Source organism: Stenotrophomonas sp. STEN083, assembly GCF_056759195.1.
In genome coordinates this window covers 1-20680 of record NZ_JBRRCU010000032.1, presented here as the reverse complement: position 1 = coordinate 20680, position 20680 = coordinate 1, and the positions used below count along the sequence as shown (strand labels likewise).

Genomic DNA, 20680 nt, shown 5'->3' with positions numbered 1-20680 from the left:
ATGAAGCTTACCCGTAGCCCCCTGCGTTACCTCGCTGCCGCTGCACTGGTCACGGCCAGCCTGCCAGCCTTGGCATTTGAACCATTCTCCGCGGACTACCAGGCCAGCTACATGGGCATGCAAGCCAATGGCGTGATGTCGGTAGCTCCTGCCGGCAACAATCAGTGGCGCTACAGCCTGCAGATCAAGAGCCCGATGGCGGAGCTGAGCCAGGCCACCGTGTTCGACGAACAGGCTGGCAAGCTGCGCCCGCTCAGCAGCCACGACCGCTCGGTGGTGCTGATCAAGCGCAAGCAGGTGGATGCGCGTTATGACTGGAACAGCGGCCAAGCCACCTGGACCGGCGATGTAAAGCCCGAACGCAGCGGCCCGATCCGCCTTCAAAGCGGCGACATGGATGCATTGCTGATCAATCTGGCTATTGCCCGCGACGTCGCCGCCGGCAAGCCCCTGACCTACCGCATGGTCGACGATGGCCGCATCAAGCCCATGACCTACCGGGTGATCGGCAAGGAAAACATGACCATCGCCGGCAAGCAGCAGGAAGCCACCAAGGTCTCACGCGTGGACGGCAACAAGGAACAGATCGCCTGGATCGTCCCCGGCATGCCGGTACCGGCACGCCTGCTGCAGCGCGAGAACGGCCAGGACGCACTGGACCTGACCATCCGCTCGATCAACTGACCTCCTACCCAACTCCGACGCGCCCGGCCTGATGCCGGGCGTTTTCATGGATGAGCCGCCGTGACCCTTGTTCGTAAATTCGCCCTACTCCCGCTTGCAGCTGCCCTGCTGGTATCCATGGCCCCAACTGCCGATGCCGCCGTACAGCGTTTCGATGGCCGCTACACCGCCAGCTACAAAGGCCTGAGTGCTTCCGCACGGATGACACTCACCCCGGCCCGCAATGGCTCCTGGATGTACCTACTGACAGTGGATCACATGCTCGCCAAGCTGAGCCAGGCCACCGTGTTCCAGGACATGGGAACGCAGTACCGGCCATTGGGAGGCAGCGACCGCACCAGCTACGCCTCGATCCAGCGCGGCGTCATCACCAACTACAACTGGGCCGCTGGCCAGGCGCGCTGGAGCGGCGATGTCAAACCCAGCCGCGCCGGACCGGTAGCCTTGCGCGCTGGCGATATGGATGCCCTGCTGATCAACCTGGCATTGGCACGTGACGTGCCCGCCAACCGCCCCCTGTCCTATCGCATGATCGAAAATGGGCGTGCGCGGCCGATGAACTATCGGGTGATTGGTCGCGAGCGGGTCACTATTGCCGGACGCACCTACGACGCGACCAAGGTTGCCCAGGGCGGCGCTGAAAAGCAGACCATCGCCTGGATCGTGGCCGGGATTCCGGCACCGGTGCGCATTGTCCAGCGTGAGAACGGCGCCACCACGATCAGCTTGCAGATGAATTCCTGGTCGCGCTGAGCACAGAGCACAGCGGTACCCAGGCGTAGCCCGGGCAAGCAACAGCGAACCAGCGGCTGGAGCTCTGCGCAACGGTTGCAATAAGTAACGACAGGGCTCAAGCGGGAGCTGCGCCCTGCCTGGGCTGCATCATCCCGGGTGCGCTGCGCTTACCCGGGTTGCTTTGCCAGCAAGAGGCGCCGCAACACTGCGGCGCAGACCTGCTATTCGGCCGCGGCCTTCTTGAACACCGTGCGGCAATCGCGGCGGAATTCTTCACCGCTGCTGCGCCAGATGAAGCTGCGGCACTGGCGATCGCCCTCTTCGCTGTCCTTCACCTGCACAGCATAGAACGCCTGCAGGAACTCATCGCGACTGACCTGGCCATCGCCATTCCAGTCCATCTGTTCCTTTTCGACGCCTTGGGTGATGGCCACGCCGCTGTACCAACCCCAGCCCAACCAGGCCAGGGCCAGCAGCACCAGACCCAGCAGGGCCTTGCGACGCGGGGTGAAACGGCCCTTGAGGATCACGCGATCCGCCGCACGTTGGCACCGAGCCCACTGAGTTTTTCCTCAATGTTTTCGTAGCCACGATCCAGGTGGTAGATGCGGTCGATGCTGGTTTCATCAGCAGCCACCAGACCAGCCAGGATCAGGCAGGCCGAGGCGCGCAGATCGGTCGCCATCACCGGCGCGCCACTGAGCTTCTCAACGCCGCGCACAATCGCGGTATGCCCCTCGATCTGGATGTCGGCGCCCAGTCGCAGCAGCTCGTTGACGTGCATGAAGCGGTTTTCAAAGATGGTTTCGGTGATCACACCCACGCCATCGGCCACGCAGTTCATGGCCATGAACTGGGCCTGCATATCGGTCGGAAAGGCCGGGTGCGGCGCAGTGGTGATGTTCACCGACTTCGGCCGCTTGCCATGCATGTCCAGAGTGATGGTGTCCTCGGTGACGCTGATTTCAGCGCCGGCTTCGGTCAGCTTCTGCAGCACGGCGTCCATCGTGTCCGGGCGTGCATTGCGCACCGTCACGCGGCCACCAGCCATCGCTGCGGCAACCAGGAAAGTACCGGTTTCGATGCGATCGGGCAGCACCGCGTGACGGCCGCCGTGCAGGCGTTCGACGCCTTCGATGACCAAGCGCGAGCTGCCCACACCTTCTATCTTCGCGCCCAGTGCAATCAGGCAATGCGCCAGATCGGCCACTTCCGGCTCCATCGCGGCGTTTTCCAGCACCGTGGTGCCGTCGGCCAGCACAGCCGCCATCAGCACGTTCTCGGTGCCGGTGACGCTGACCATGTCAAAGGTGTAACGGCCGCCCTTCAAACGTCCATCGACGTGGGCCTTGATGAAGCCGTTTTCAACAGTGATTTCTGCACCCAACGCCTGCAGACCCTTGATGTGCTGGTCGACCGGACGCGAGCCGATGGCGCAACCGCCCGGCAGCGACACTTCGGCCTGGCCGAACTTGGCCAGCAACGGGCCCAGCACCAGGATCGAGGCGCGCATGGTCTTGACCAGCTCATACGGCGCCACGTGCTGATCGACGGTACGCGGGTCCACGACGACGGCGCTGCCGCGCGACAGGGTGCCTTGGTCAACGGTGACCTTGGCGCCCAGCTCACCGAGCAGCTTCACGGTGGTGATCACGTCGTGCAGGTGCGGCACGTTGGTGATTTCCACCGGCGCATCGGCCAGCAAGGTGGCGCACAGGATCGGCAGGACGGCGTTCTTGGCGCCGGAGATATGAACCTCACCGTTCAGCGCATTGCCGCCGGTGACTACGATTTTTGCCATGGATTTAAGGCCGGTATAAAGGAGAAGAGAGTGCGCCGGCTCAGCCGGCTTCACCCGGAGTGACGGTTTTCAGCGCCAGCGCATGGATTGCGCCGCCCATCAGGTCGCCCAGCGTCGCATACACCATGCGGTGGCGCGCCAACGGCATCTTGCCGGCGAATGCCTCGCAGATCACCGTGGCCTCGAAGTGCACCCCGTCGTCGCCCTGCACGTCGGCGCGGGCGCCCGGCAGGCCGGCTTCGATCAGATTTCGGATGGTCTCGGCGTCCAAAGCGCTTTCCTAATAAAATGAACTCCCATTCTACTATCCGAGTGGCATCCGTATGGCTGCTTCCCCGCTTTCCCTGGATACATTGCGCGACGCCGATCTGGTGGCCAGTGGTCATCGTGTGTTCGAGATCGAGCGCGACGAACTGGACCGGGTAGGCGGTCGCATCGGCGCCCAGTTCGCCGCCGCCTGCCGGCTGGTGCTGGCTTCGCGCGGCCGCGTGGTCACCACCGGCATGGGCAAATCCGGGCATATCGCACGCAAGATCGCCGCCACCCTGGCCTCGACTGGCACTCCCTCGTTCTATGTGCACCCGGGCGAAGCCGGGCACGGTGATCTGGGCATGATCACCGAAGATGACGTGGTATTGGCGCTGTCCTACTCCGGTGAATCGGACGAAGTACTGACCCTGCTGCCCGTGTTCAAGCGCCAGGGCAACCCGCTGATTTCCATGACAGGGCGGCCACAATCCAGTCTGGCGCTGGCTGCCGACGTGCATCTGGACGTGAACGTGGACCACGAGGCCTGCCCGCTGGCCCTGGCCCCGACTTCCAGCACCACCGCCTCGCTGGCGATGGGCGATGCGCTGGCAGTGGCCCTGCTGGACGCGCGCGGCTTCACCGCCGACGACTTTGCCCGCTCACACCCTGCCGGCAGCCTGGGCCGGCGCCTGCTGCTGCATATCACCGACGTGATGCATGCCGGCGACGATCTGCCCAGCGTCAGTGACGACGCCAGTCTCAGCCAGGCGCTGATGGAAATGAGCCGCAAGCGGCTGGGTATGACCGCCGTGGTCGATGCCCAAGGCAGGCTGGTTGGCCTGTTCACCGACGGCGACCTGCGCCGTGCGCTGGACACCGACCTGGACGTACGCACCGCCAGCATCGCGCAAGTGATGACCCGCAACCCGCGCACCATCGGTGCCGACCAACTGGCCGCGGAAGCCGCACGACTGCTGGAAACCCACAAGATCAATGGCTTGATTGTGGTCGATGGCGACAATCACCCCGTCGGCGCCCTGAACATTCATGACCTGTTGCGGGCAAAAGTCGTCTAAACCCCGCACAATCAACGACCTCGGGCCAAAGCCCGACCTGCCGCAACGGATACTGCCTGCCAATGCCCTACTCGCCGCTAGCGCTTTTCCCCGCCAATCTGCATGCCACCGCCAGCGCCATCCGCCTGGCCTGCTTTGACGTGGACGGCACCCTGACCGACGGACGCCTGTTCTACGACCACGCCGGCAACGAGAGCAAGGCCTATTACGTGCAGGACGGGCTGGGCCTGAAGCTGCTGCAACAGCACGGCATACATCCGGTGTTGATCACCGCGCGCAACAGCCTGTCGGCGCAGCGCCGCGGCGCTGATCTGGGCATCGACACGCAGATCGCGGTCGGCGACAAACTGGCCAGCGTGCGTGCGTTGTGCGAGCAGCACGGCATCGGTCTGGACCAGGTCGCCTTCATGGGCGACGACCTGCCCGATCTGGCGCCACTGGGCGCGGTCGGGCTTGCGGTAGCGCCGGCCGATGCGCATCCGTGGATCGCTGAACGCGTGCATTGGCAGACCCGCGCCCAAGGCGGGCGTGGCGCAGCGCGCGAATTGTGTGACGTCCTGCTGGCCGCGCAAGGCAAACTGGATGCAGTCTTGGCGAGGTTTTCCTGATGAGTTGGCGTTCAGTTCTTGGTATAGGCCTGCTGTTGGCCGCCCTGATCAGCGGCTGGTCGGCATGGCGCAACCGCGCTCATACCGCTCCCACGACTGTGGAAGAAGGCAGCACCGACTTCACCCTGACCGACTTCGAGATCGTCACCCTGGACAAGCAAGGCCAGGAATCGATGACGCTGCGCGCACCGTCGATGACACGCAACCGTGCCGACCAGACGTCCAACATAACCAAACCATTGTTCCTGTTGCCCGACACGGCCGGACAGCATTGGCGGCTGAGCGCCGATACCGGCTGGGTCAGCCCCAAGGGCGAGGAGCTGCGCCTGCGCGGCAATGTTGCCGGTGACAGCCCCACCGACGGCAAGACCCCGCCAACCACCTTCCGTACCAGCGCGTTGGATGTATTCGCCGAGCAGGATCTGGCGCGCACCGATGCACAAGTGACGCTGACCCGACCGGGCCTGTCGCAGACCGGTGTCGGCTTCCGCGCCAACCTCAAATCCCAGCAGTATTCACTCCTTTCCCAGGTCAAGACCCGCTATGAACCCAAAGCTGCCCGCTAAGCTCGCGTCGATCACGCTGCTCGCCGCCCTGCTCGCACCCGGCCTGGCGTGGTCCAAGGCATCGGATCGCAACCAGCCGATGACCATCGATTCCAATAACAATGACTGCAACTTCAGCGACAACGGCAAATGCCAGTTCAGCGGCAACGTGATCATCACCCAGGGCTCGATGGAGATCCACGCTGATACCGCCGATGTGATCCGCAAGAACGGCGAGACCGAGCGGGTGATACTCACCGGTAAACAAGCCACGCTGAAGCAGCAGATGGATGACAACACCTGGATGAATGCCCGTGCCGACAACATGGACTACAACATCAACAGTGAAATCATCATCCTGACCGGCAACTACAAGGTTGAGTCCGAGCGCGGCACCAATGCTGGCCAGCGCATGGTGTACAACACCCGCAGCGGCGCGATGCAGAGTGGCGGTGATGGCACCCGCGTGCGCACCGTGATCCAACCCAAGAACAAGGCGCCGGCAGCGGCGGGAGATAGCAAGTAATGCTCGTTGCCCAAGGCCTGCGCAAGCGCTACAAGAACCGCGAAGTCGTCAAGGACTTCGGGCTGACCCTGGATGCCGGCGAAGTGGTCGGTGTGCTCGGCCCCAACGGCGCCGGTAAAACCACCTGTTTCTACATGATTGTCGGCCTGGTCGCCGCTGATGCCGGCAGCATCGTGCTCGATGGCAAGGACATCACCTCCGAGCCGATGTACGAGCGCGCCAAACTGGGCGTGGGTTATCTGCCGCAGGAGCCTTCGGTATTCCGCAAGCTCAGCGTGGCCGACAACATCCGCCTGGTGCTGGAACTCCGCACGGACCTGGACAGCGCCGGCCGTGAGCGCGAACTGTCCTCGCTGCTGGACGAACTGCAGATCAGCCATGTGGCCGATCAAACCGGCGCCAGCCTGTCCGGCGGTGAACGTCGCCGTTGCGAAATCGCCCGCGCACTGGCTGCCAAACCACGCCTGATCCTGCTCGACGAACCGTTCGCCGGCGTCGACCCGATCTCGGTCGGCGAGATCCAGCGCATCGTGACCCACCTCAAGCAACGCGGCATTGGTGTGTTGATCACCGATCACAATGTGCGCGAAACCTTGGGAATCTGCGACCGGGCGTATATCCTCGCTGAAGGCAGCGTACTGGCGCAGGGGGCACCGGAAGATCTGCTAGCCAATACTGACGTGCGCCGTGTTTACCTCGGGGACGCTTTCACCCTCTGAGTCGCAGCGCCACGTCGGGCCCCTACCCGAACGGATCAGGCATGAAAGCACGGCTGCAGACATCGATGGGACAAAGTCTGGTCATGACGCCGCAGTTGCGTCAGGCCATTCGCCTTCTGCAGATGTCCAGCACCGAGCTCGAACTGGAATTGACCGAAGCGGTGGAAACCAATCCACTGCTGGAGTGGGCCGAGAATAGCGAAGGTGGCGACAGCGATGACGCAGCCCCCAGCAGTTCCAGCGACGACGCCCCGATGGACCCCGCGCAAGGCGATATCAACGCCGAGGGCGAAGACTGGGACGGCGGCGATGAGGACTGGAGCAGCAGCCGCTCCGGCTCATTCGATGACGACGGTGACAACGACGAACGCGAACAGGCCGAAGACGGCGATACATTGGCCGATCACCTGTTGTGGCAGTTGCACCTGACCCATCTTGGCCGCTGTGATCGCGCCATCGGCGTGGCCCTGATCGATGCATTGGATGAAGACGGCTATCTGCGCGAACCCTTGTCAGCGATCGCGCAGACCCTGCTACCCGAAATCCATGCCGACGAAGATGAAATCGTGGCGGTGCTGCGGCAGATCCAACGCTTCGACCCCGCCGGCGTGGGCGCACGCAGCCTGGGCGAATGCCTGGGCCTGCAGCTGGACGTACTGCCCTGCCAGACCCCTGCCCTTGCCTTGGCGCGACGTATAGCCGACGGCCCATTGGAGCGACTGCCGCGCGCCGGTATCAGCGGCATCGCACAGGAACTCAAACAGCCGATTGCCGACGTCGAAGAAGCCGTCCAACTGCTGCGCTCGCTCGACCCGCGCCCAGGCAAACAGCTGGGCCAGATGACCTCGGACACCTACGTGGTACCCGATTGCGTGGTCTGGCGTCAGCGCGGCATCTGGCGCTGCGCACTGGCTGGGCACGCCGGCCCGAAGGTGGTCATCAATCAAAGCTACGAACAATTGATCCGGCGCTGCGGCGATGCCGATGCCAGCTATCTGCGCGCACAGCTGCAGGAGGCGCGCTGGCTACTGAAGAGCCTGCAGGCACGCGGGGAAACCCTGTTGCGGGTGGTCAGCAGCCTGCTGCATCACCAGGCCGGCTTCCTGGAATTCGGCGAACAGGCACTGCGTCCGCTAACGCTGCGTGAAATCGCCGGCGAACTGGAACTGCACGAATCCACCATTTCGCGCGCCATCGCCCGCAAGTACGTACGTACCCCGCGCGGCACCCTGCCGCTGCGCGCCTTCTTCGCCTCCGGCATAGATACCGAAGGCGGCGGCGAGGCCTCCAGCACTGCGATCCAATCAATGATCCGCAATCTGATCGATGCGGAAAACCCGCGCAAACCACTTTCTGACGCCAAGCTGGCTGAGATGCTCAAAACAAGTGGCATACCGGTAGCGCGCCGCACCGTTGCGAAGTATCGTGAGGCCATGAACATCTGTGCCTCTCACGAACGCGTCCGCATCGCCTGAAGCATTCGTTGAGCAGCGCAGGGTTCATCTAGGCAACCCCGAACCACAGGAGGAATCCGATGCGTATCGAGACGTATGGCCAGCAAGTTGAAGTCACGCCTGCCCTGAAGGAGTACGTGGAAACAAAGCTGGAGCGGCTGGGTCGGCACTTCGACCAGCACTGCGAAGTACGAGTCCAGTTGTCCACCCGCAAGCCTGACTACCTCGTCGTCGCCACGGTGAATTTACCCGGGCGCACCCTGCACGCCGATGCTGCCGAACCCACCATGTACGCAGCCATCGACGTACTGGCCGACAAGCTCGACCGACTGGTCATAAAGCACAAGGAAAAGCATCTTCCCCACGCATCGCATGCTCTGCGCGACAATGGCTGATCTTTATACCCAGCCGTAAGCCAACATGCCGTTGACCGACCTGATGGCGGCCGTGAGTACCCAGGTACTCGCGGTCGCTGATCGAGACAGCACCCTTATTGCCGCCTCCCGCCTGCTTGCCTGTCGAGAGGCCGGCGCGGACAGCCTGTTTTTAAGCCTGCGCGAACGTGAAAACGTCGGCAGCACCGCCATTGGCCACGGCATCGCCATTCCCCACGGGCGTTCGGAAACACTGCAGGAGCCACGCGGCGCCCTGCTACGCCTGCAACAACCCGTTGATTTCGGCGGCGACGAACCGGTCGACCTGGTCTTCGCGATGGCCGTTCCGGCGCATTACACCCACCAACACCTGATGCTGCTGTCCGAGCTGGCGGAGATTTTCTCCGACCCCGACATCCGTCAGGCGCTGCGCATTGCCCCCGATGCGCAGACCCTCAAAGACATCATCATCAACCCGCAGCAGGCGCGTAGCGGATGAATACCAGCATCACCGCCCAGGAACTCTTCGACCACCAGCGCGAGAAGCTCGACCTGCGCTGGGTCGCCGGCCATGCCGGCGCGCAACGGGAGCTGGAGGCCGGCAATACGGTCTCGCGGCGGCCCTCGCTGGCCGGCTACCTCAACACCATCTATCCGAACAAAGTGCAGATCCTCGGCACCGAGGAACTGACCTGGCTGGATTCACTGGATGCCCGCCAGCGCTGGGAAGTGATCGAACGCATCATCCAGGCACGGCCGCTGGCGCTGGTCATCACCAAGAGCCACGGCTGCCCGGAAGACCTGCGCTCGGCCGCCGACGAATCGCAGACCCCATTGTGGGTGTCGCCGCGCCGTGGCCACGAGCTGCTCAACCACCTCAGCTACCACCTGGCCCGCACGCTGGCACCGCGGGTGATCCTGCATGGCGTATTCATGGAGATCTACTCCATCGGCGTGCTGATCACCGGTGAGGCTGGTTCAGGCAAGAGCGAGCTGGCATTGGAGCTGCTGTCACGCGGGCACCGGCTGGTCGCCGACGACGCACCCGAATTCACCCAGATCGCCCCGGACGTGCTCGACGGCACCTGCCCGGAGCTGCTGCAGGACCTTCTGGAAGTGCGTGGGCTGGGCGTACTGAATGTGCGGCAGATGTTCGGTGACACGTCTGTAAAGAAGAACAAGTACCTTCGCCTCATCGTCCACCTGACCAAGCCGATGACCGAGCCCAGCAGCTATGGCTATGAGCGCCTCACCGGCGATTCCGGCAAGCGTCACGTACTGGATCTGGATGTGCCATTGATCACCCTGCCAGTGATGCCCGGGCGCAACTTGGCCGTGCTGACCGAAGCCGCCACCCGTCTGCATATCCTGCGGACCAAGGGCATCGACCCGGCGGCGATGTTCATCGCCCGCCATAGCAACCTGCTGGAGCAACGCAGTTCATGAGTGCACACCCTGCATCGGTATTGATCATCGTCAGCGGCTTGTCCGGCTCGGGCAAATCGGTGGCCTTGAAGACCTTTGAAGATCTGGACTACTACTGCTCGGACAACATCCCGGTAAACCTGCTGCCAGAGTTCGTGCGCGGCGTGTTCGGCGAACGCGACGAAAACCGCCCGCCGCGGCTGGTGGTCGGCATCGACGTGCGCGGTCGCAGCGACCTCAGCCAACTGGCTGCATGGCGCAAAACCGCACTGAATTACGGCATAGACGTGCGCCTGCTGTTCTTCGAAGCCGACGACGACACCTTGCTGGCGCGCTACGCCGACACCCGCCGCCGACACCCGCTGAGTCATCTGGGGCTGTCACTGCCGGAAGCGATCACCCGCGAGCGAGAGCTGACCGCCCCGCTACGCCGTGAAGCCGATGCGGTCATCGACACCACCCGCCTCAACGTGCACCAACTGCGGCGCCGGGTGATAACCGAGTTTGCCCTCAGCCATGAAAGCAAACTTTCGCTGCTGTTTGAGTCCTTCGCTTACAAGCGTGGCGTGCCGGCCGAAGCCGACTTCGTATTCGACGCGCGGGTGCTGCCCAATCCGCACTGGGACCCGGAACTGCGTTCGCTGACCGGACGCGACCGCGAGGTTCGCGAGTATCTGGACGCGCAGCCCGATGTGGTCCGCTACGTCACTCAGCTGCAGGACCTGCTCGATACCTGGCTGCCCAAGCTGGGCGGCGAGACCCGCAGCTATGTCACCGTCGCCTTTGGCTGCACCGGCGGCAAACACCGCTCGGTCTACCTGGCCGAACGCCTGGCCCGGCATGCGCGCGAGCAAGGCTGGCAGGACGTGGCCACCTTCCATCGCGAACAGGATTGAAAGGACGGATGCGCGCTCACCGCGCATGCCCTGAATGGCACACAGAAGACAGTTTTAAGCGCTATCGCGGACTTGCCTTGACCTGTTAACGTTCAGGGATGACCTGCGGCATTCTCCTAGTAACTCATACCGGTGTCGGCACTTCCCTGCTGGAAGTGACGACCGCCTTGTTGCGGCAACTGCCGCTGAAAACAGAAGCGTTCGAAGTGCCGTTCGACGCCGACCTGGATGCCCTGCTGCCCGCCGCCTCGGCGGCGATGCGCAGGGTGGAAGGCGAAGGCGGCGTGTTGATACTGACCGACCTGTATGGCGCCAGCCCCAGCAATCTTGCCGGCAAACTGGCCCGCCTGGGCACGCCCACCAAGCGCGTATCGGGTTTGAGTCTGGCGATGTTGCTGCGGGTAATGAACTATCCGGAACAGGGATTGGACCAACTGCCCGCCACTGCGGCGGCGGGCGCTCGCAACGGAGTCATCACCGACGATGCTTGAACAAGAACTCATGGTTTCCAACCGGCTGGGGCTGCACGCCCGGGCCACCGCCAAACTGGTGCAGGTGCTGTCTGCCTTCCGCTCCAACGCCACGCTTGTGGCCAAGGGCCGCGAGGTCAACGCCAAAAGCATCATGGGCGTGATGTTGCTGGCCGCTGCCCAAGGCACGCCGGTAACGGTGCGCGTGGATGGCGAAGACGAAGCTGCCGCACTGGAGGCAGTTGCCGCATTGTTCGAGCGTCGTTTCGACGAGGACAGCTGATGCCGCAGGCCGCGCGCACTGCTGCAACCATTGTGTGGAGCCGGCAGCGGTGACCCGTTTACTGGGCCTGCCCGCCTCCCGTGGCAGCGCGCTCGGCCGCGCTCGCGTGCGCCTGCCGCATGTGCAGGACATTGGTGAAAAGCGCATTGCGGCTTCTGCGGTGGAACACGAACTGGAACGCCTGCACCGCGCCACCGATGCCGCACGCCAGGAAATGCGCGAACTGCGCACCCGTTTGCAAGGCGCATTGCCGGCCGAAGTCGGCGAGTTCCTCGACCTGCACGCCATGCTGCTGGACGACCCCGAGTTGCTGGCTGCACTGGATGAGCTGGTGCGCAGCAAGCGTTACAGCGCCAGCCATGCCCTGCGCGTGCAGCGCGACCGTCTGGCCAAGGTATTTGAAGGCATGGAAGATGCCTACCTGAAAAGCCGGATGGATGATCTGGACCATGTGATCGGTCGCATCCAGTCCTTCCTGCACAAACGCACCACCACCATGAAGGGGCTGGCCGGCGAGATCCTGGTCTGCGAGAACGTCGCTCCGTCGGAACTGGCGCAGCTGCAGGCACAGGGCGTGGTCGGCATCGTCAGCAGTGCCGGCAGCGTGCTCTCGCACAGCGCGATCCTCGCCCGCAGCCTGCATATGCCGCTGGTAGTGGCTGCCAATGCAGTACTGCAGAAAGTCAGCGATGGCGACGTCCTGATACTGGACGGTGGCAGCGGCGAGATAGTGGTTGATCCGGGCCCGGACGACCTGCGCCAGTACCGCATGCGTCAGCGCGAGCTGGCGCGTGAACAACGTGAGCTGGGCCGTTTGCGGGCCAAACCCACCCGCACCCTGGATGGCGCGGAGATCACCCTGCTGGCCAATGCAGAATCGCATGACGACGTCGCCCAGGCGCATGCGCTGGGTGCCCGTGGCCTGGGCCTGTACCGCACCGAATTCCTGTTCATGCAGCGCAACCAGCTGCCTGACGAAGAAGAACAGTTCCGCGTCTACCGCGACACCGTGCTGGGCATGAGCGGGCGGCCGGTCACCATCCGCACCCTGGACCTGGGCGCGGACAAGGCCGACCGCACCGGACTGGTACTCAGCAGCGAAGAAAACCCGGCTTTGGGCCTGCGCGGCGTGCGCCTGTCACTGGCCCGGCCCAAGGTGTCCGACACCCAATTGCGGGCGATCCTGCGTGCCTCCGGCTACGGCCCATTGCGTATCCTGGTGCCAATGCTGACCACCCGTGAGGAAATCATGGCAGTGCGGCGGCGCTTGTCGCGGCTGGCCGCGATCCTGCGCAATGACGGCCATGAGGTGGCGGAGAACATCCCGGTCGGTGCGATGATCGAAGTGCCGGCCGCCGCAATCGCACTGGAAACCTTCATCGACCAGGTCGATTTCCTGTCGATCGGCACCAACGATCTGGTCCAGTACCTGCTCGCCGCCGACCGCAACAACGACGCCGTGGCCGAGCTGTACTCGCCCCTGCATCCGGCAGTGCTGCGGCTGCTGTACCAGGTGATCGAAACCGCGCAGCGGCATGAAACCCCGGTAGCGGTCTGCGGTGAAATGGCAGGTGACGCGCGCATGACAGCCCTGCTGCTGGCCTTGGGGCTGACCGAGTTCAGCCTGCACCCGGCCACCTTGCTGGAAGTGCGACGCGCCATCCGCGAGGTCAATCTGGCCGAGCTGCGCCTGCAGGCCCCGCAATTGCTGGCTGCACGGGACCGCCGCGGCATTGAACGCTGGATCACCGGCAGCGCGGGAAACTGATTCCGGGCGCAACGGTTGTATGCAAGCCCGCGCGTGGCGCGTGATAATGGCGGGCTAAACACCGCCGTTGGCGTCCAGCCGCCACGGACAGCGGCCATCACCATACCGGGAGCTGCGCATGGCCGAAGCCGTACGCCACGACAAGACCGCACGCCAGCTGCGCCTGCTTTCCGATGCATTGGACAGTGGCCGGTTGGGACCGGTGCGTCGCCTGGTCAACACTCTGTCCCCGGCTGAAATCGGCAACCTGCTTGAATCGCTGCCGCCAGGCAAGCGCGAGGTGGTGTGGGGACTGGTGGACCCCGAGGACGACGGCGAGGTCTTGGTGCATGTCGGTGAAGACGTGCGCGAAAGTCTGCTGGCGGACATGGACGCGGACGAAATCATCGCCGCGGTCGAAGATCTGGACATCGACGACCTTGCCGATCTGGTCGAGGACCTGCCCGATACCGTCATCGACGAAGTACTCAAGTCGATGGACCGCGAGAACCGCGAGCGGCTGGAGCAGGTGCTGTCCTACCCGGAAGACACCGCCGGCCGCTTGATGAATCCGGACGTGGTCACCGTGCGTGCCGACGTCAACGTCGACGTGGTGCTGCGCTACCTGCGCCTGCGCGGCGAACTGCCCGACCACACCGATCATCTGTTCGTGGTCAGCCGTCGCCACCAGTATCTGGGTCGATTGTCGCTGGCCTCGCTGGTTACCCACGAAGACACCACCCCGATAAACCGTCTGATCGACGACGAACAGCCGGCCATCGACGTAGGCGAAAGCGCCGACGAAGTGGCCCGCCAATTCTCCGATCATGACTGGGTCTCGGCACCGGTGGTGGATGACAACAACATCCTGATCGGCCGTATCACCATCGATGACGTGGTCGACATCATTCGTGGCCAGGCCGATCACCAGGCCTTGGGCGCGGCCGGCCTGGACGAAGACGAAGACCTGTTCAGCCCGGTCTGGCGCGCCATGCGCCGGCGCCTGATGTGGCTGTCGGTCAACCTCTGCACCGCCTTCCTCGCCTCCAGCGTGGTCGGTCATTTCGAAGGCACCATCGACAAACTGGTGGCGCTGGCGGTGCTGATGCCGATTGTCGCCGGCTTGGGCGGCAATGCTGGCACCCAGGTGCTGGCGCTGATGATCCGCGGTCTCGCACTGGGTCAGGTGGGCGCCTCAAATGCCCGCACCCTGCTGTGGAAAGAACTACGCGTGGCCCTGCTCAACGGCATGGTGCTGGGCACGGTGCTCGGCCTCATCGTGCTGGCCTGGTTCCACATGCCAGGGCTGTCGCTGGTGATCGGTATTGCGCTGACCTTCAATCTATTGTTTGCCGCATCGGCCGGCGTGCTGGTGCCATTGACGCTGAAGCGACTGGGTTTCGACCCGGCATTGGCCAGCGGCATCTTCCTCACCGCGGTCACCGACTCGATGGGCTTCTTCACCTTCCTCGGCCTGGCAACGCTGGTGCTGCTGCACTGATTGCGGTCGTAAAGCAGTAGCCCGGGTAAGCGCCAGCGCACCCGAGAGCTCTTCGCGGACAACCTCGGCTGTGCGCACACTTACCCGGGCTACACTTCCCCGCCCTTGTTTCAGGCCCTGCCCATGACCATCACCGTCAACGACTACTACCAGACCGGCTGGCGCGAAGACGTGCACATCTGCCCTGCCTGCGAATGGAAAGGCAGCTCGCGGCAGATGGAAATGGAACTGCACGACGAGCAGACCGAATACGCCTGCCCCGAATGCGAGTACCCGCTGCTGGTGGTTCAGCACCCGGACCTGGCACAGGTGCAGGCCGCTGCCGCAGCCGGCAACGAAGAAGCGCAGCAACAGCTGGCAATCCTGGCAATGGCGCCGCGCGACTAAGCATCCCTCCCCCTACCGATCCGCTGTGGCTCCGGCTACGCTGTTGCCCACATCGCTGCGGAGGGGTCGTATGCGTTATCTGCTGTGTGTCGCTCTAGCTTTGGCTTGCACGGACGCTCTGGCCGAGGATCCGGTCGATCCACTCAGGCTCACTACTACCAAAATTTACTCCAGCCCCGGCGAGCCAGCCCTGGGGCAGGAACTACGGGCTTCCATGCGTGAAGCCGGGGCATTGAATCTCAAAGGCGAGCATGCGCAGGCCAAAGCCGTGCTGCTTGATGCCGCACGACAATGTGATGCTTACCGTGCCGCACCGGGACGACGTTCGCTGAGCTTCCGCACACAGCGGCAATACGAGCTCTACTTGCGTGAGCATGGCGACGGCGAACCCATCGACTGGCTGGATACTGCCTGTGCCGATGCCTACGTCCAACTGGGATACATCGCCGTGGAACTGCGCGATGCGGCGCAGGCAATACGGTGGCTGGACAAGGCCCATGCCACCGCGCCCTATGAGGCCGAGGCACTGACCGAACGCGGCGCCGCACTGAACATCACCAAGGATTGGTCCGGCGCGCTGAGCAGCTACCAGCAGGCATTGGCACTTACCCGCAGCCATCCTGAGGCGGCGCACGCCGAGGCGCTGGCACTACGCGGAACCGGATACGCCTTGATTGAACTGGGTGACCTGGACGCAGCGCAGGCCGCTTATGAAGAATCGTTGGCACGGGAACCCGGCAACAAGGTCGCCGAAAACGAAATGACCTACATCCGGCAGCAACGCAAGCGCCAGGCAGGAAAACCGTAGCAGCGTAGTGCCGAGCCATGCTCGGCAGCGGCTTTCCCGGTAATGCTCCAGCCGAGCATGGCTTGGCACTACAGTAGCACCTCACCAGCAACCCCTACCCGCTTGTGGCGCTGCGCTGAACCTGCGGTTCAAGGCGCCAATGAATGATGACTCCAACGCCCTTCGGCATCCATTTCCAGACAGGTACCCGATCCACTCGACGGGCAGGCATCCACCGCGTGGATCTGCTCCAACGGCACATCCAGCCGCCATGCCAGACCGTGCAGACCAATCGCATAGAAGCGCTGGTCATCAGCCACATGCACCCACAACGGGGCCTTCAGCTGCTGCGCGGCCAACTGCTGCACGGATGCCTCCGCCCAACGCGCCCGCCCGATAAGACCAGGGTGATCCAGCCAGCGCGTCCCCGCCACCGACACCCAGCACGACACTGCCATCAGCACCGCTACCAGCACAGCGACCCGGCGCCCTTGCAGCAATCGCGCCAGCACGATGGCCGGCAGGATCGCGGAGATCGCGGCGTAGTACTCGTAGCTGTTCCAGACCAACGGGAAGTAAGGTGCGTAGGCGACAACAGCAAACACCGCCAGCAACGCCCATTGGCGACGATCCAAACGCCGCCAGCCACCCTTTGATGCAGCCAACACCCAGCCGAGCACAACAGGCAAGGCTGCCAACAGCGCCCAGGCAGCGCCCTTCATCAACTCGCCGGTGGCGACCATGCGTAGTGCCTCACGTGGCACATTGAGCAACCACGCACCGAACGACGCACCGTTCTTGATCAGGTTGCCACCAAAACCGTAGGCGTACTGCGGCGCAGGAGGCAGCGTGGCTTTCTGCCGCAGCAACAGCCAGATGCCAGCCAGCACGACGCATGACACCAGAACCAACCATTCGCCACGGCGCAAACGTGCGCCGGCGAACAGGCTGCAGATCAGCATCAGCACCGGCATCAGGATCGCCGACTCCTTGCTGAGCAAGGCGACAACCAGCAGACACGGCACCGCCGCCAGCAACAACAGTCGTTTGCGCGCATTCGCAGTGGAGGCTGCCAACCATGCTGCGAGCAGCAGCGTGGTGAACAGCACCAAGAGCGGGCTGTTGGCTGCAGCAACCCAATGCACCGTCAGCAGACTGACGGCCAGCACAGCATAGAAACCCGCGCTCAAACCCGCCACCGCCCAGCGCGCCGGCCAGCCGGCAACGCGTGCGATGGTCAGTCCCAATACGCCAACGCCAAGTGCCGCCAGCAACTGCAGCACGAGCATGACCGAGTGCGCGACCAGCACGTTGCCGCCCATCACACTTTCAACCACACGCCACCATGCCGTCTGCGACAGCGGCCGCCAGAAAAGTTCCGGCTGCAATGGCCAGAAGGTTTCCGACCACGGCTGGCTGGCCAGATTGGCCAAGCGCGCCGCATGCAGAAACACGTAGTCGTCACCCCAGAACGGGGTCCATAGCGCAGGCACCCAGATCACCACGGCCAGCACCAGCAGCAGCAACATCGTCAACAGATCCGACCGCTGCGGCCGAGCTGTCACATTCGCATCCATACTCATTGCTCCACAGTGCTGCCTACAGGCAGAAGGGTTCTCAATACGGCAGGGTCCAATGCCCGCCGCAACCAGATCAGCCCAACAAGGTTTCCAGCACGGCCATGCGCACAGCCACGCCATTGGCGACCTGGCGCAAGACCCACGACTGCGGGCCGTCAGCCACTTCGTCGGTGACTTCCACGCCGCGGTTGATCGGCCCCGGATGCAGCACCGCTGCGTCCTTGGCCGCGCGCTTCAGGCGCTCGCTGTTGAGGCCGTACTGCGTGTGGTAATGCTCCAGCGATGGCACCAGGCCTTCTTCCATGCGCTCGCGTTGCAGACGCAGCATCATCAGCGCATCCACGCCTTCCAGCATCGCGTCGAAATCATGGCCGACCACGCAGCCATCAAGGATTCCATCCTCCGGCAGCAGCGATTGCGGGCCGCAGACGCGGATCTCGCCCACACCCAGGGTGCGCATCGCCTGCAGATCGGTACGCGCAACACGCGAGTGCTTTACGTCGCCGACGATCACCACTTTCAGCTTGGAGAAATCGCTGCCCTTGGCCTGGCGCAGGGTCAGCATGTCGAGCAGGCCCTGGGTCGGATGCGCGCTGCGGCCGTCGCCAGCATTGATCAGCGCGGTGCCTTCGCCGGCCACACCAGCCAGTTCGGCCACCGCACCATCGTCCGGGTGTCGCACGATGAAACCACGCACGCCCATCGCTTCCAGATTCTTCAGCGTGTCGCAGGCGGTCTCGCCCTTGCGCGCGGATGACGTGGACGCATCGAAATTCAATACGTCGGCGCCCAGTCGCTGCGCCGCCAGCTGGAACGAGCTGCGGGTGCGGGTCGAGGGTTCGAAGAACAGCGTGCAGACACCGGTTCCGGCCAGCACCGCGCGCTTGTTGTTGATGCGGCCGACCGCGGCATCGCGGATCTGGCCAGCTCGGTCGAGCAGCTGCAGCAGGGTTTCTCGCGGCAACCCATCCAGGGTCAGCAGGTGGCGCAGGCGTCCTTGGGCATCAAGTTGCGAAGCGGTCATGGCAGGGTCTTCGACAGTCAGGAAATAGGGGTGGCTTCGTGCGGCGCCGACAACCAGCGCTCGATGATGACGGCGGCAGCGACGGCGTCGAGGTTGGCCGCATCGCGGCGGCGCTTGCGGCCTTCGGCGCGCTCCACGGCGAAACGCTGCGCGGCCTCGACCGAGCTGGAGCGCTCATCCACCAGCAATACCGGCACCTTGTAGCGCTGCTGCAGTTGCCGGGCAAAGGCATGCGCGCGCTTGCGGTTGGGCTGGTCGTCGCCTTCCAGGGTGAGCGGATCGCCGACGATCATGCCTTGCGGCCGCCATTCCTTGTGCAGCTTGTCCAGCGCGCTCCAGTCCGGGCCATTGCCATGCACATCGACGACCGCGATCGCGCGCGCGCCGACGCCCAGCGAGCTGCCGATGGCAACGCCGATACGACGCGAGCCGACATCGAAGCCCAGTACCGTGCTGCTGGTGGAAAGTGTGTTGGACTCAAGCACGGCCGCTGTATCCGGTGACCAGGAACAGATCAACGCCGATGCGTGCGCCGGCCAATTGCCAGCGCTCGTCCAGCGGTGTTTCGAACAGCACGGCAGCGTCGGCGGGCACGGTCAGCCAGCTGTTCTCCGCCAGTTCCTGCTCCAGTTGGCCTTCACTCCAGCCGGCACAGCCGAGCGTGACCAGGGCATTGCGCGGACCTTCGCCACGGGCCATGGCTTCGAGGATGTCGCGGGACGTCGTCAGGTAGAGGCCATCGCCCACCTTCAGGCTGGAATCCCATTCGCGGGCGTCGTCATGGATGACGAAACCGCGTTCGGTGTGCACCGGCCCACCATTGAGCACCGGCACGACGCGCAGGTCGCCATCGTCGGTATCGATCGCCATCTGCGCGAACACATCGCCCAGGGTGAAATCGGAGAGCTGGTTGACCACGACGCCCATGGCGCCGTTTTCGTCGTGCTGGCAGATCAAGGCCACGCTACGCGCGAACTGGGGGTCGACCAGCGATGGCAAAGCCACCAGCAGGTGATTGGAAAGAGGTGGCGACAACGCAGACATATCTGCATTCTACCGTCTGCGGCTGCCTGACGCTTCGCAGCGGCGATAATCCGGGCTTCCTTAACGCGGACACGCCCATGACCTACTACTGTGATCTCGCCCCGGGCCACCCCGTGCACGGGCCGTACCACGAGAACGAGTATGGCTTCCCGCAGCGCGACGAACGCGAGCTCTTCGAGCGCCTGCTACTGGAAATCAACCAGGCCGGCTTGAGCTGGGAAACCATCCTGCGCAAGCGTGAAGGCTTCCGCAGCGCCTACAGCGGCTTCGACGTGGACGCGGTGGCGGCCTATGGCGAGGCGGATATCGCCCGGCTGATGGCCGACGCCAGCATCATCCGCAACCGGCTCAAGGTGGCTGCGGCGATCCACAACGCGCAGGTGATCCAGGGCCTGCGCGCGTCGCATGGCGGCTTCGCCGAGTGGCTGGATGCGCATCATCCGCTGACAAAAGCCGATTGGGTGAAGCTGTTCAAGAAGACGTTTCGTTTTACCGGTGGCGAGATCACTGGTGAATTTTTGATGAGCCTGGGGTATCTGCCGGGCGCGCACCGGGAGGATTGCCCGGTGATGGTGAAGATTGCGGCGATTGGGCCAGCTTGGATGGGGCGGTAATTTGCCTGGATGGTGATGGTTTGAGCGCGAGCTGCAAGCAAAAGCAAAAGCCCCCCTCCCCGGCCCACCCCTTCGCTACGCGAAAGGGAGGAAGAAGAGCGGCCTCCGCCAAGATTTCGGCTTCGGCTTTCGCTTTCGCTCGGCCTTGTCC

26 protein-coding genes are annotated in these 20680 nt (G+C 63.9%); 19 read left to right on the top strand and 7 right to left on the bottom strand.

The features are described from left to right. Together ACVOK8_RS11195 and ACVOK8_RS11190 are read left to right on the top strand one after the other, a co-directional pair. A complete protein-coding gene (locus ACVOK8_RS11195; protein ID WP_481566862.1) occupies positions 1-684 on the top strand; it encodes a DUF3108 domain-containing protein in 684 nt (227 codons plus the stop codon). Between the two features lie 117 nt (positions 685-801). Next, positions 802-1437: a DUF3108 domain-containing protein gene (locus ACVOK8_RS11190; protein WP_481566861.1), complete on the top strand. Its 636-nt coding sequence runs from the start codon at positions 802-804 to the stop codon at positions 1435-1437. A gap of 203 nt (positions 1438-1640) precedes the next feature. On the opposite strand, the gene ACVOK8_RS11185 is transcribed toward ACVOK8_RS11190, so the two are convergent. The 3 genes from ACVOK8_RS11185 to ACVOK8_RS11175 are packed head-to-tail and all read right to left on the bottom strand — an operon-like array spanning position 1641 to position 3491. Continuing rightward, on the bottom strand, positions 1641-1949 hold the full coding sequence (locus tag ACVOK8_RS11185) for an EF-hand domain-containing protein (RefSeq protein WP_481516394.1): 309 nt from the start codon (positions 1947-1949) through the stop codon (positions 1641-1643). Next, complete coding sequence (murA, locus tag ACVOK8_RS11180) at positions 1946-3220, bottom strand: UDP-N-acetylglucosamine 1-carboxyvinyltransferase (protein ID WP_481566860.1); 1275 nt, start codon at positions 3218-3220, stop codon at positions 1946-1948. The genes ACVOK8_RS11185 and murA overlap by 4 nt, the downstream gene beginning before the upstream one ends. A gap of 40 nt (positions 3221-3260) precedes the next feature. Beyond that, on the bottom strand, positions 3261-3491 hold the full coding sequence (locus ACVOK8_RS11175; RefSeq protein WP_481566859.1) for a BolA family protein: 231 nt from the start codon (positions 3489-3491) through the stop codon (positions 3261-3263). Between the two features lie 52 nt (positions 3492-3543). Between ACVOK8_RS11175 and ACVOK8_RS11170 the strand changes: the two genes are divergently transcribed. The 16 genes from ACVOK8_RS11170 to ACVOK8_RS11095 all read left to right on the top strand — a co-directional run bounded on the left by ACVOK8_RS11170 (position 3544) and on the right by ACVOK8_RS11095 (position 16288). Continuing rightward, on the top strand, positions 3544-4545 hold the full coding sequence (locus tag ACVOK8_RS11170; protein WP_481566858.1) for a KpsF/GutQ family sugar-phosphate isomerase: 1002 nt from the start codon (positions 3544-3546) through the stop codon (positions 4543-4545). 62 nt (positions 4546-4607) lie between these two features. Then, a complete protein-coding gene (locus ACVOK8_RS11165) occupies positions 4608-5153 on the top strand; it encodes a KdsC family phosphatase (protein WP_481511442.1) in 546 nt (181 codons plus the stop codon). Further along, entirely contained in the window at positions 5153-5719 is a 567-nt protein-coding gene (lptC, locus tag ACVOK8_RS11160; RefSeq protein WP_481566857.1) for an LPS export ABC transporter periplasmic protein LptC, read from the top strand. Before ACVOK8_RS11165 ends, lptC begins: the two co-directional genes overlap by 1 nt. Further along, positions 5697-6224 (top strand): lipopolysaccharide transport periplasmic protein LptA, encoded by a 528-nt coding sequence (gene lptA / locus ACVOK8_RS11155; RefSeq protein WP_481566856.1) that lies wholly within the window; start codon positions 5697-5699, stop codon positions 6222-6224. Before lptC ends, lptA begins: the two co-directional genes overlap by 23 nt. Continuing rightward, positions 6224-6943, top strand: coding sequence for an LPS export ABC transporter ATP-binding protein (gene lptB, locus ACVOK8_RS11150; RefSeq protein ID WP_481566855.1), 720 nt, complete (start codon positions 6224-6226; stop codon positions 6941-6943). The genes lptA and lptB overlap by 1 nt, the downstream gene beginning before the upstream one ends. A 41-nt stretch (positions 6944-6984) precedes the next feature. Further along, positions 6985-8418: an RNA polymerase factor sigma-54 gene (locus ACVOK8_RS11145; RefSeq protein WP_481566854.1), complete on the top strand. Its 1434-nt coding sequence runs from the start codon at positions 6985-6987 to the stop codon at positions 8416-8418. A gap of 59 nt (positions 8419-8477) precedes the next feature. Further along, a complete protein-coding gene (gene hpf, locus ACVOK8_RS11140) occupies positions 8478-8792 on the top strand; it encodes a ribosome hibernation-promoting factor, HPF/YfiA family (protein ID WP_282267862.1) in 315 nt (104 codons plus the stop codon). A gap of 25 nt (positions 8793-8817) precedes the next feature. Continuing rightward, positions 8818-9270, top strand: coding sequence for a PTS sugar transporter subunit IIA (locus ACVOK8_RS11135; RefSeq protein WP_481546253.1), 453 nt, complete (start codon positions 8818-8820; stop codon positions 9268-9270). Then, positions 9267-10217, top strand: coding sequence for an HPr(Ser) kinase/phosphatase (gene hprK / locus ACVOK8_RS11130; protein ID WP_481546254.1), 951 nt, complete (start codon positions 9267-9269; stop codon positions 10215-10217). Before ACVOK8_RS11135 ends, hprK begins: the two co-directional genes overlap by 4 nt. Then, positions 10214-11092: an RNase adapter RapZ gene (rapZ, locus tag ACVOK8_RS11125; RefSeq protein ID WP_481566853.1), complete on the top strand. Its 879-nt coding sequence runs from the start codon at positions 10214-10216 to the stop codon at positions 11090-11092. Before hprK ends, rapZ begins: the two co-directional genes overlap by 4 nt. Positions 11093-11190: 98 nt before the next feature. After that, a complete protein-coding gene (locus ACVOK8_RS11120; protein ID WP_282267870.1) occupies positions 11191-11583 on the top strand; it encodes a PTS sugar transporter subunit IIA in 393 nt (130 codons plus the stop codon). Further along, entirely contained in the window at positions 11576-11845 is a 270-nt protein-coding gene (locus tag ACVOK8_RS11115) for an HPr family phosphocarrier protein (protein WP_282267872.1), read from the top strand. The genes ACVOK8_RS11120 and ACVOK8_RS11115 overlap by 8 nt, the downstream gene beginning before the upstream one ends. 49 nt (positions 11846-11894) lie before the next feature. Continuing rightward, the gene (gene ptsP / locus ACVOK8_RS11110) at positions 11895-13613 is read left to right on the top strand and encodes a phosphoenolpyruvate--protein phosphotransferase (protein WP_481566852.1); all 1719 of its coding nucleotides are present in this window, start codon (positions 11895-11897) and stop codon (positions 13611-13613) included. A gap of 118 nt (positions 13614-13731) precedes the next feature. Beyond that, positions 13732-15093 carry a magnesium transporter gene (gene mgtE, locus ACVOK8_RS11105; protein WP_481566851.1) on the top strand — a complete coding sequence of 454 codons (1362 nt, stop codon included), beginning with the start codon at positions 13732-13734 and terminating at the stop codon, positions 15091-15093. Between the two features lie 123 nt (positions 15094-15216). Beyond that, on the top strand, positions 15217-15480 hold the full coding sequence (locus ACVOK8_RS11100) for a hypothetical protein (RefSeq protein WP_481566850.1): 264 nt from the start codon (positions 15217-15219) through the stop codon (positions 15478-15480). Positions 15481-15694: 214 nt separating this feature from the next. Continuing rightward, positions 15695-16288, top strand: a complete 594-nt coding sequence (locus tag ACVOK8_RS11095; protein WP_481566849.1) for a tetratricopeptide repeat protein — start codon at positions 15695-15697, stop codon at positions 16286-16288. Between the two features lie 128 nt (positions 16289-16416). Here ACVOK8_RS11095 and ACVOK8_RS11090 read toward each other — a convergent pair whose 3' ends face one another. From ACVOK8_RS11090 to ACVOK8_RS11075, 4 genes are all read right to left on the bottom strand, one after another. Beyond that, positions 16417-17796, bottom strand: coding sequence for a hypothetical protein (locus tag ACVOK8_RS11090; RefSeq protein WP_481566848.1), 1380 nt, complete (start codon positions 17794-17796; stop codon positions 16417-16419). Positions 17797-17920: 124 nt separating this feature from the next. Beyond that, positions 17921-18871: an aspartate carbamoyltransferase catalytic subunit gene (locus ACVOK8_RS11085; RefSeq protein ID WP_481566847.1), complete on the bottom strand. Its 951-nt coding sequence runs from the start codon at positions 18869-18871 to the stop codon at positions 17921-17923. Between the two features lie 17 nt (positions 18872-18888). Then, positions 18889-19356, bottom strand: a complete 468-nt coding sequence (ruvX, locus tag ACVOK8_RS11080) for a Holliday junction resolvase RuvX (RefSeq protein WP_481566846.1) — start codon at positions 19354-19356, stop codon at positions 18889-18891. Beyond that, positions 19349-19915 (bottom strand): YqgE/AlgH family protein, encoded by a 567-nt coding sequence (locus ACVOK8_RS11075; protein ID WP_481566845.1) that lies wholly within the window; start codon positions 19913-19915, stop codon positions 19349-19351. Before ACVOK8_RS11075 ends, ruvX begins: the two co-directional genes overlap by 8 nt. 77 nt (positions 19916-19992) lie before the next feature. Between ACVOK8_RS11075 and ACVOK8_RS11070 the strand changes: the two genes are divergently transcribed. Continuing rightward, positions 19993-20529 (top strand): DNA-3-methyladenine glycosylase I, encoded by a 537-nt coding sequence (locus ACVOK8_RS11070; protein ID WP_481566884.1) that lies wholly within the window; start codon positions 19993-19995, stop codon positions 20527-20529. The last annotated feature ends 151 nt before the right edge of the window (positions 20530-20680 follow it).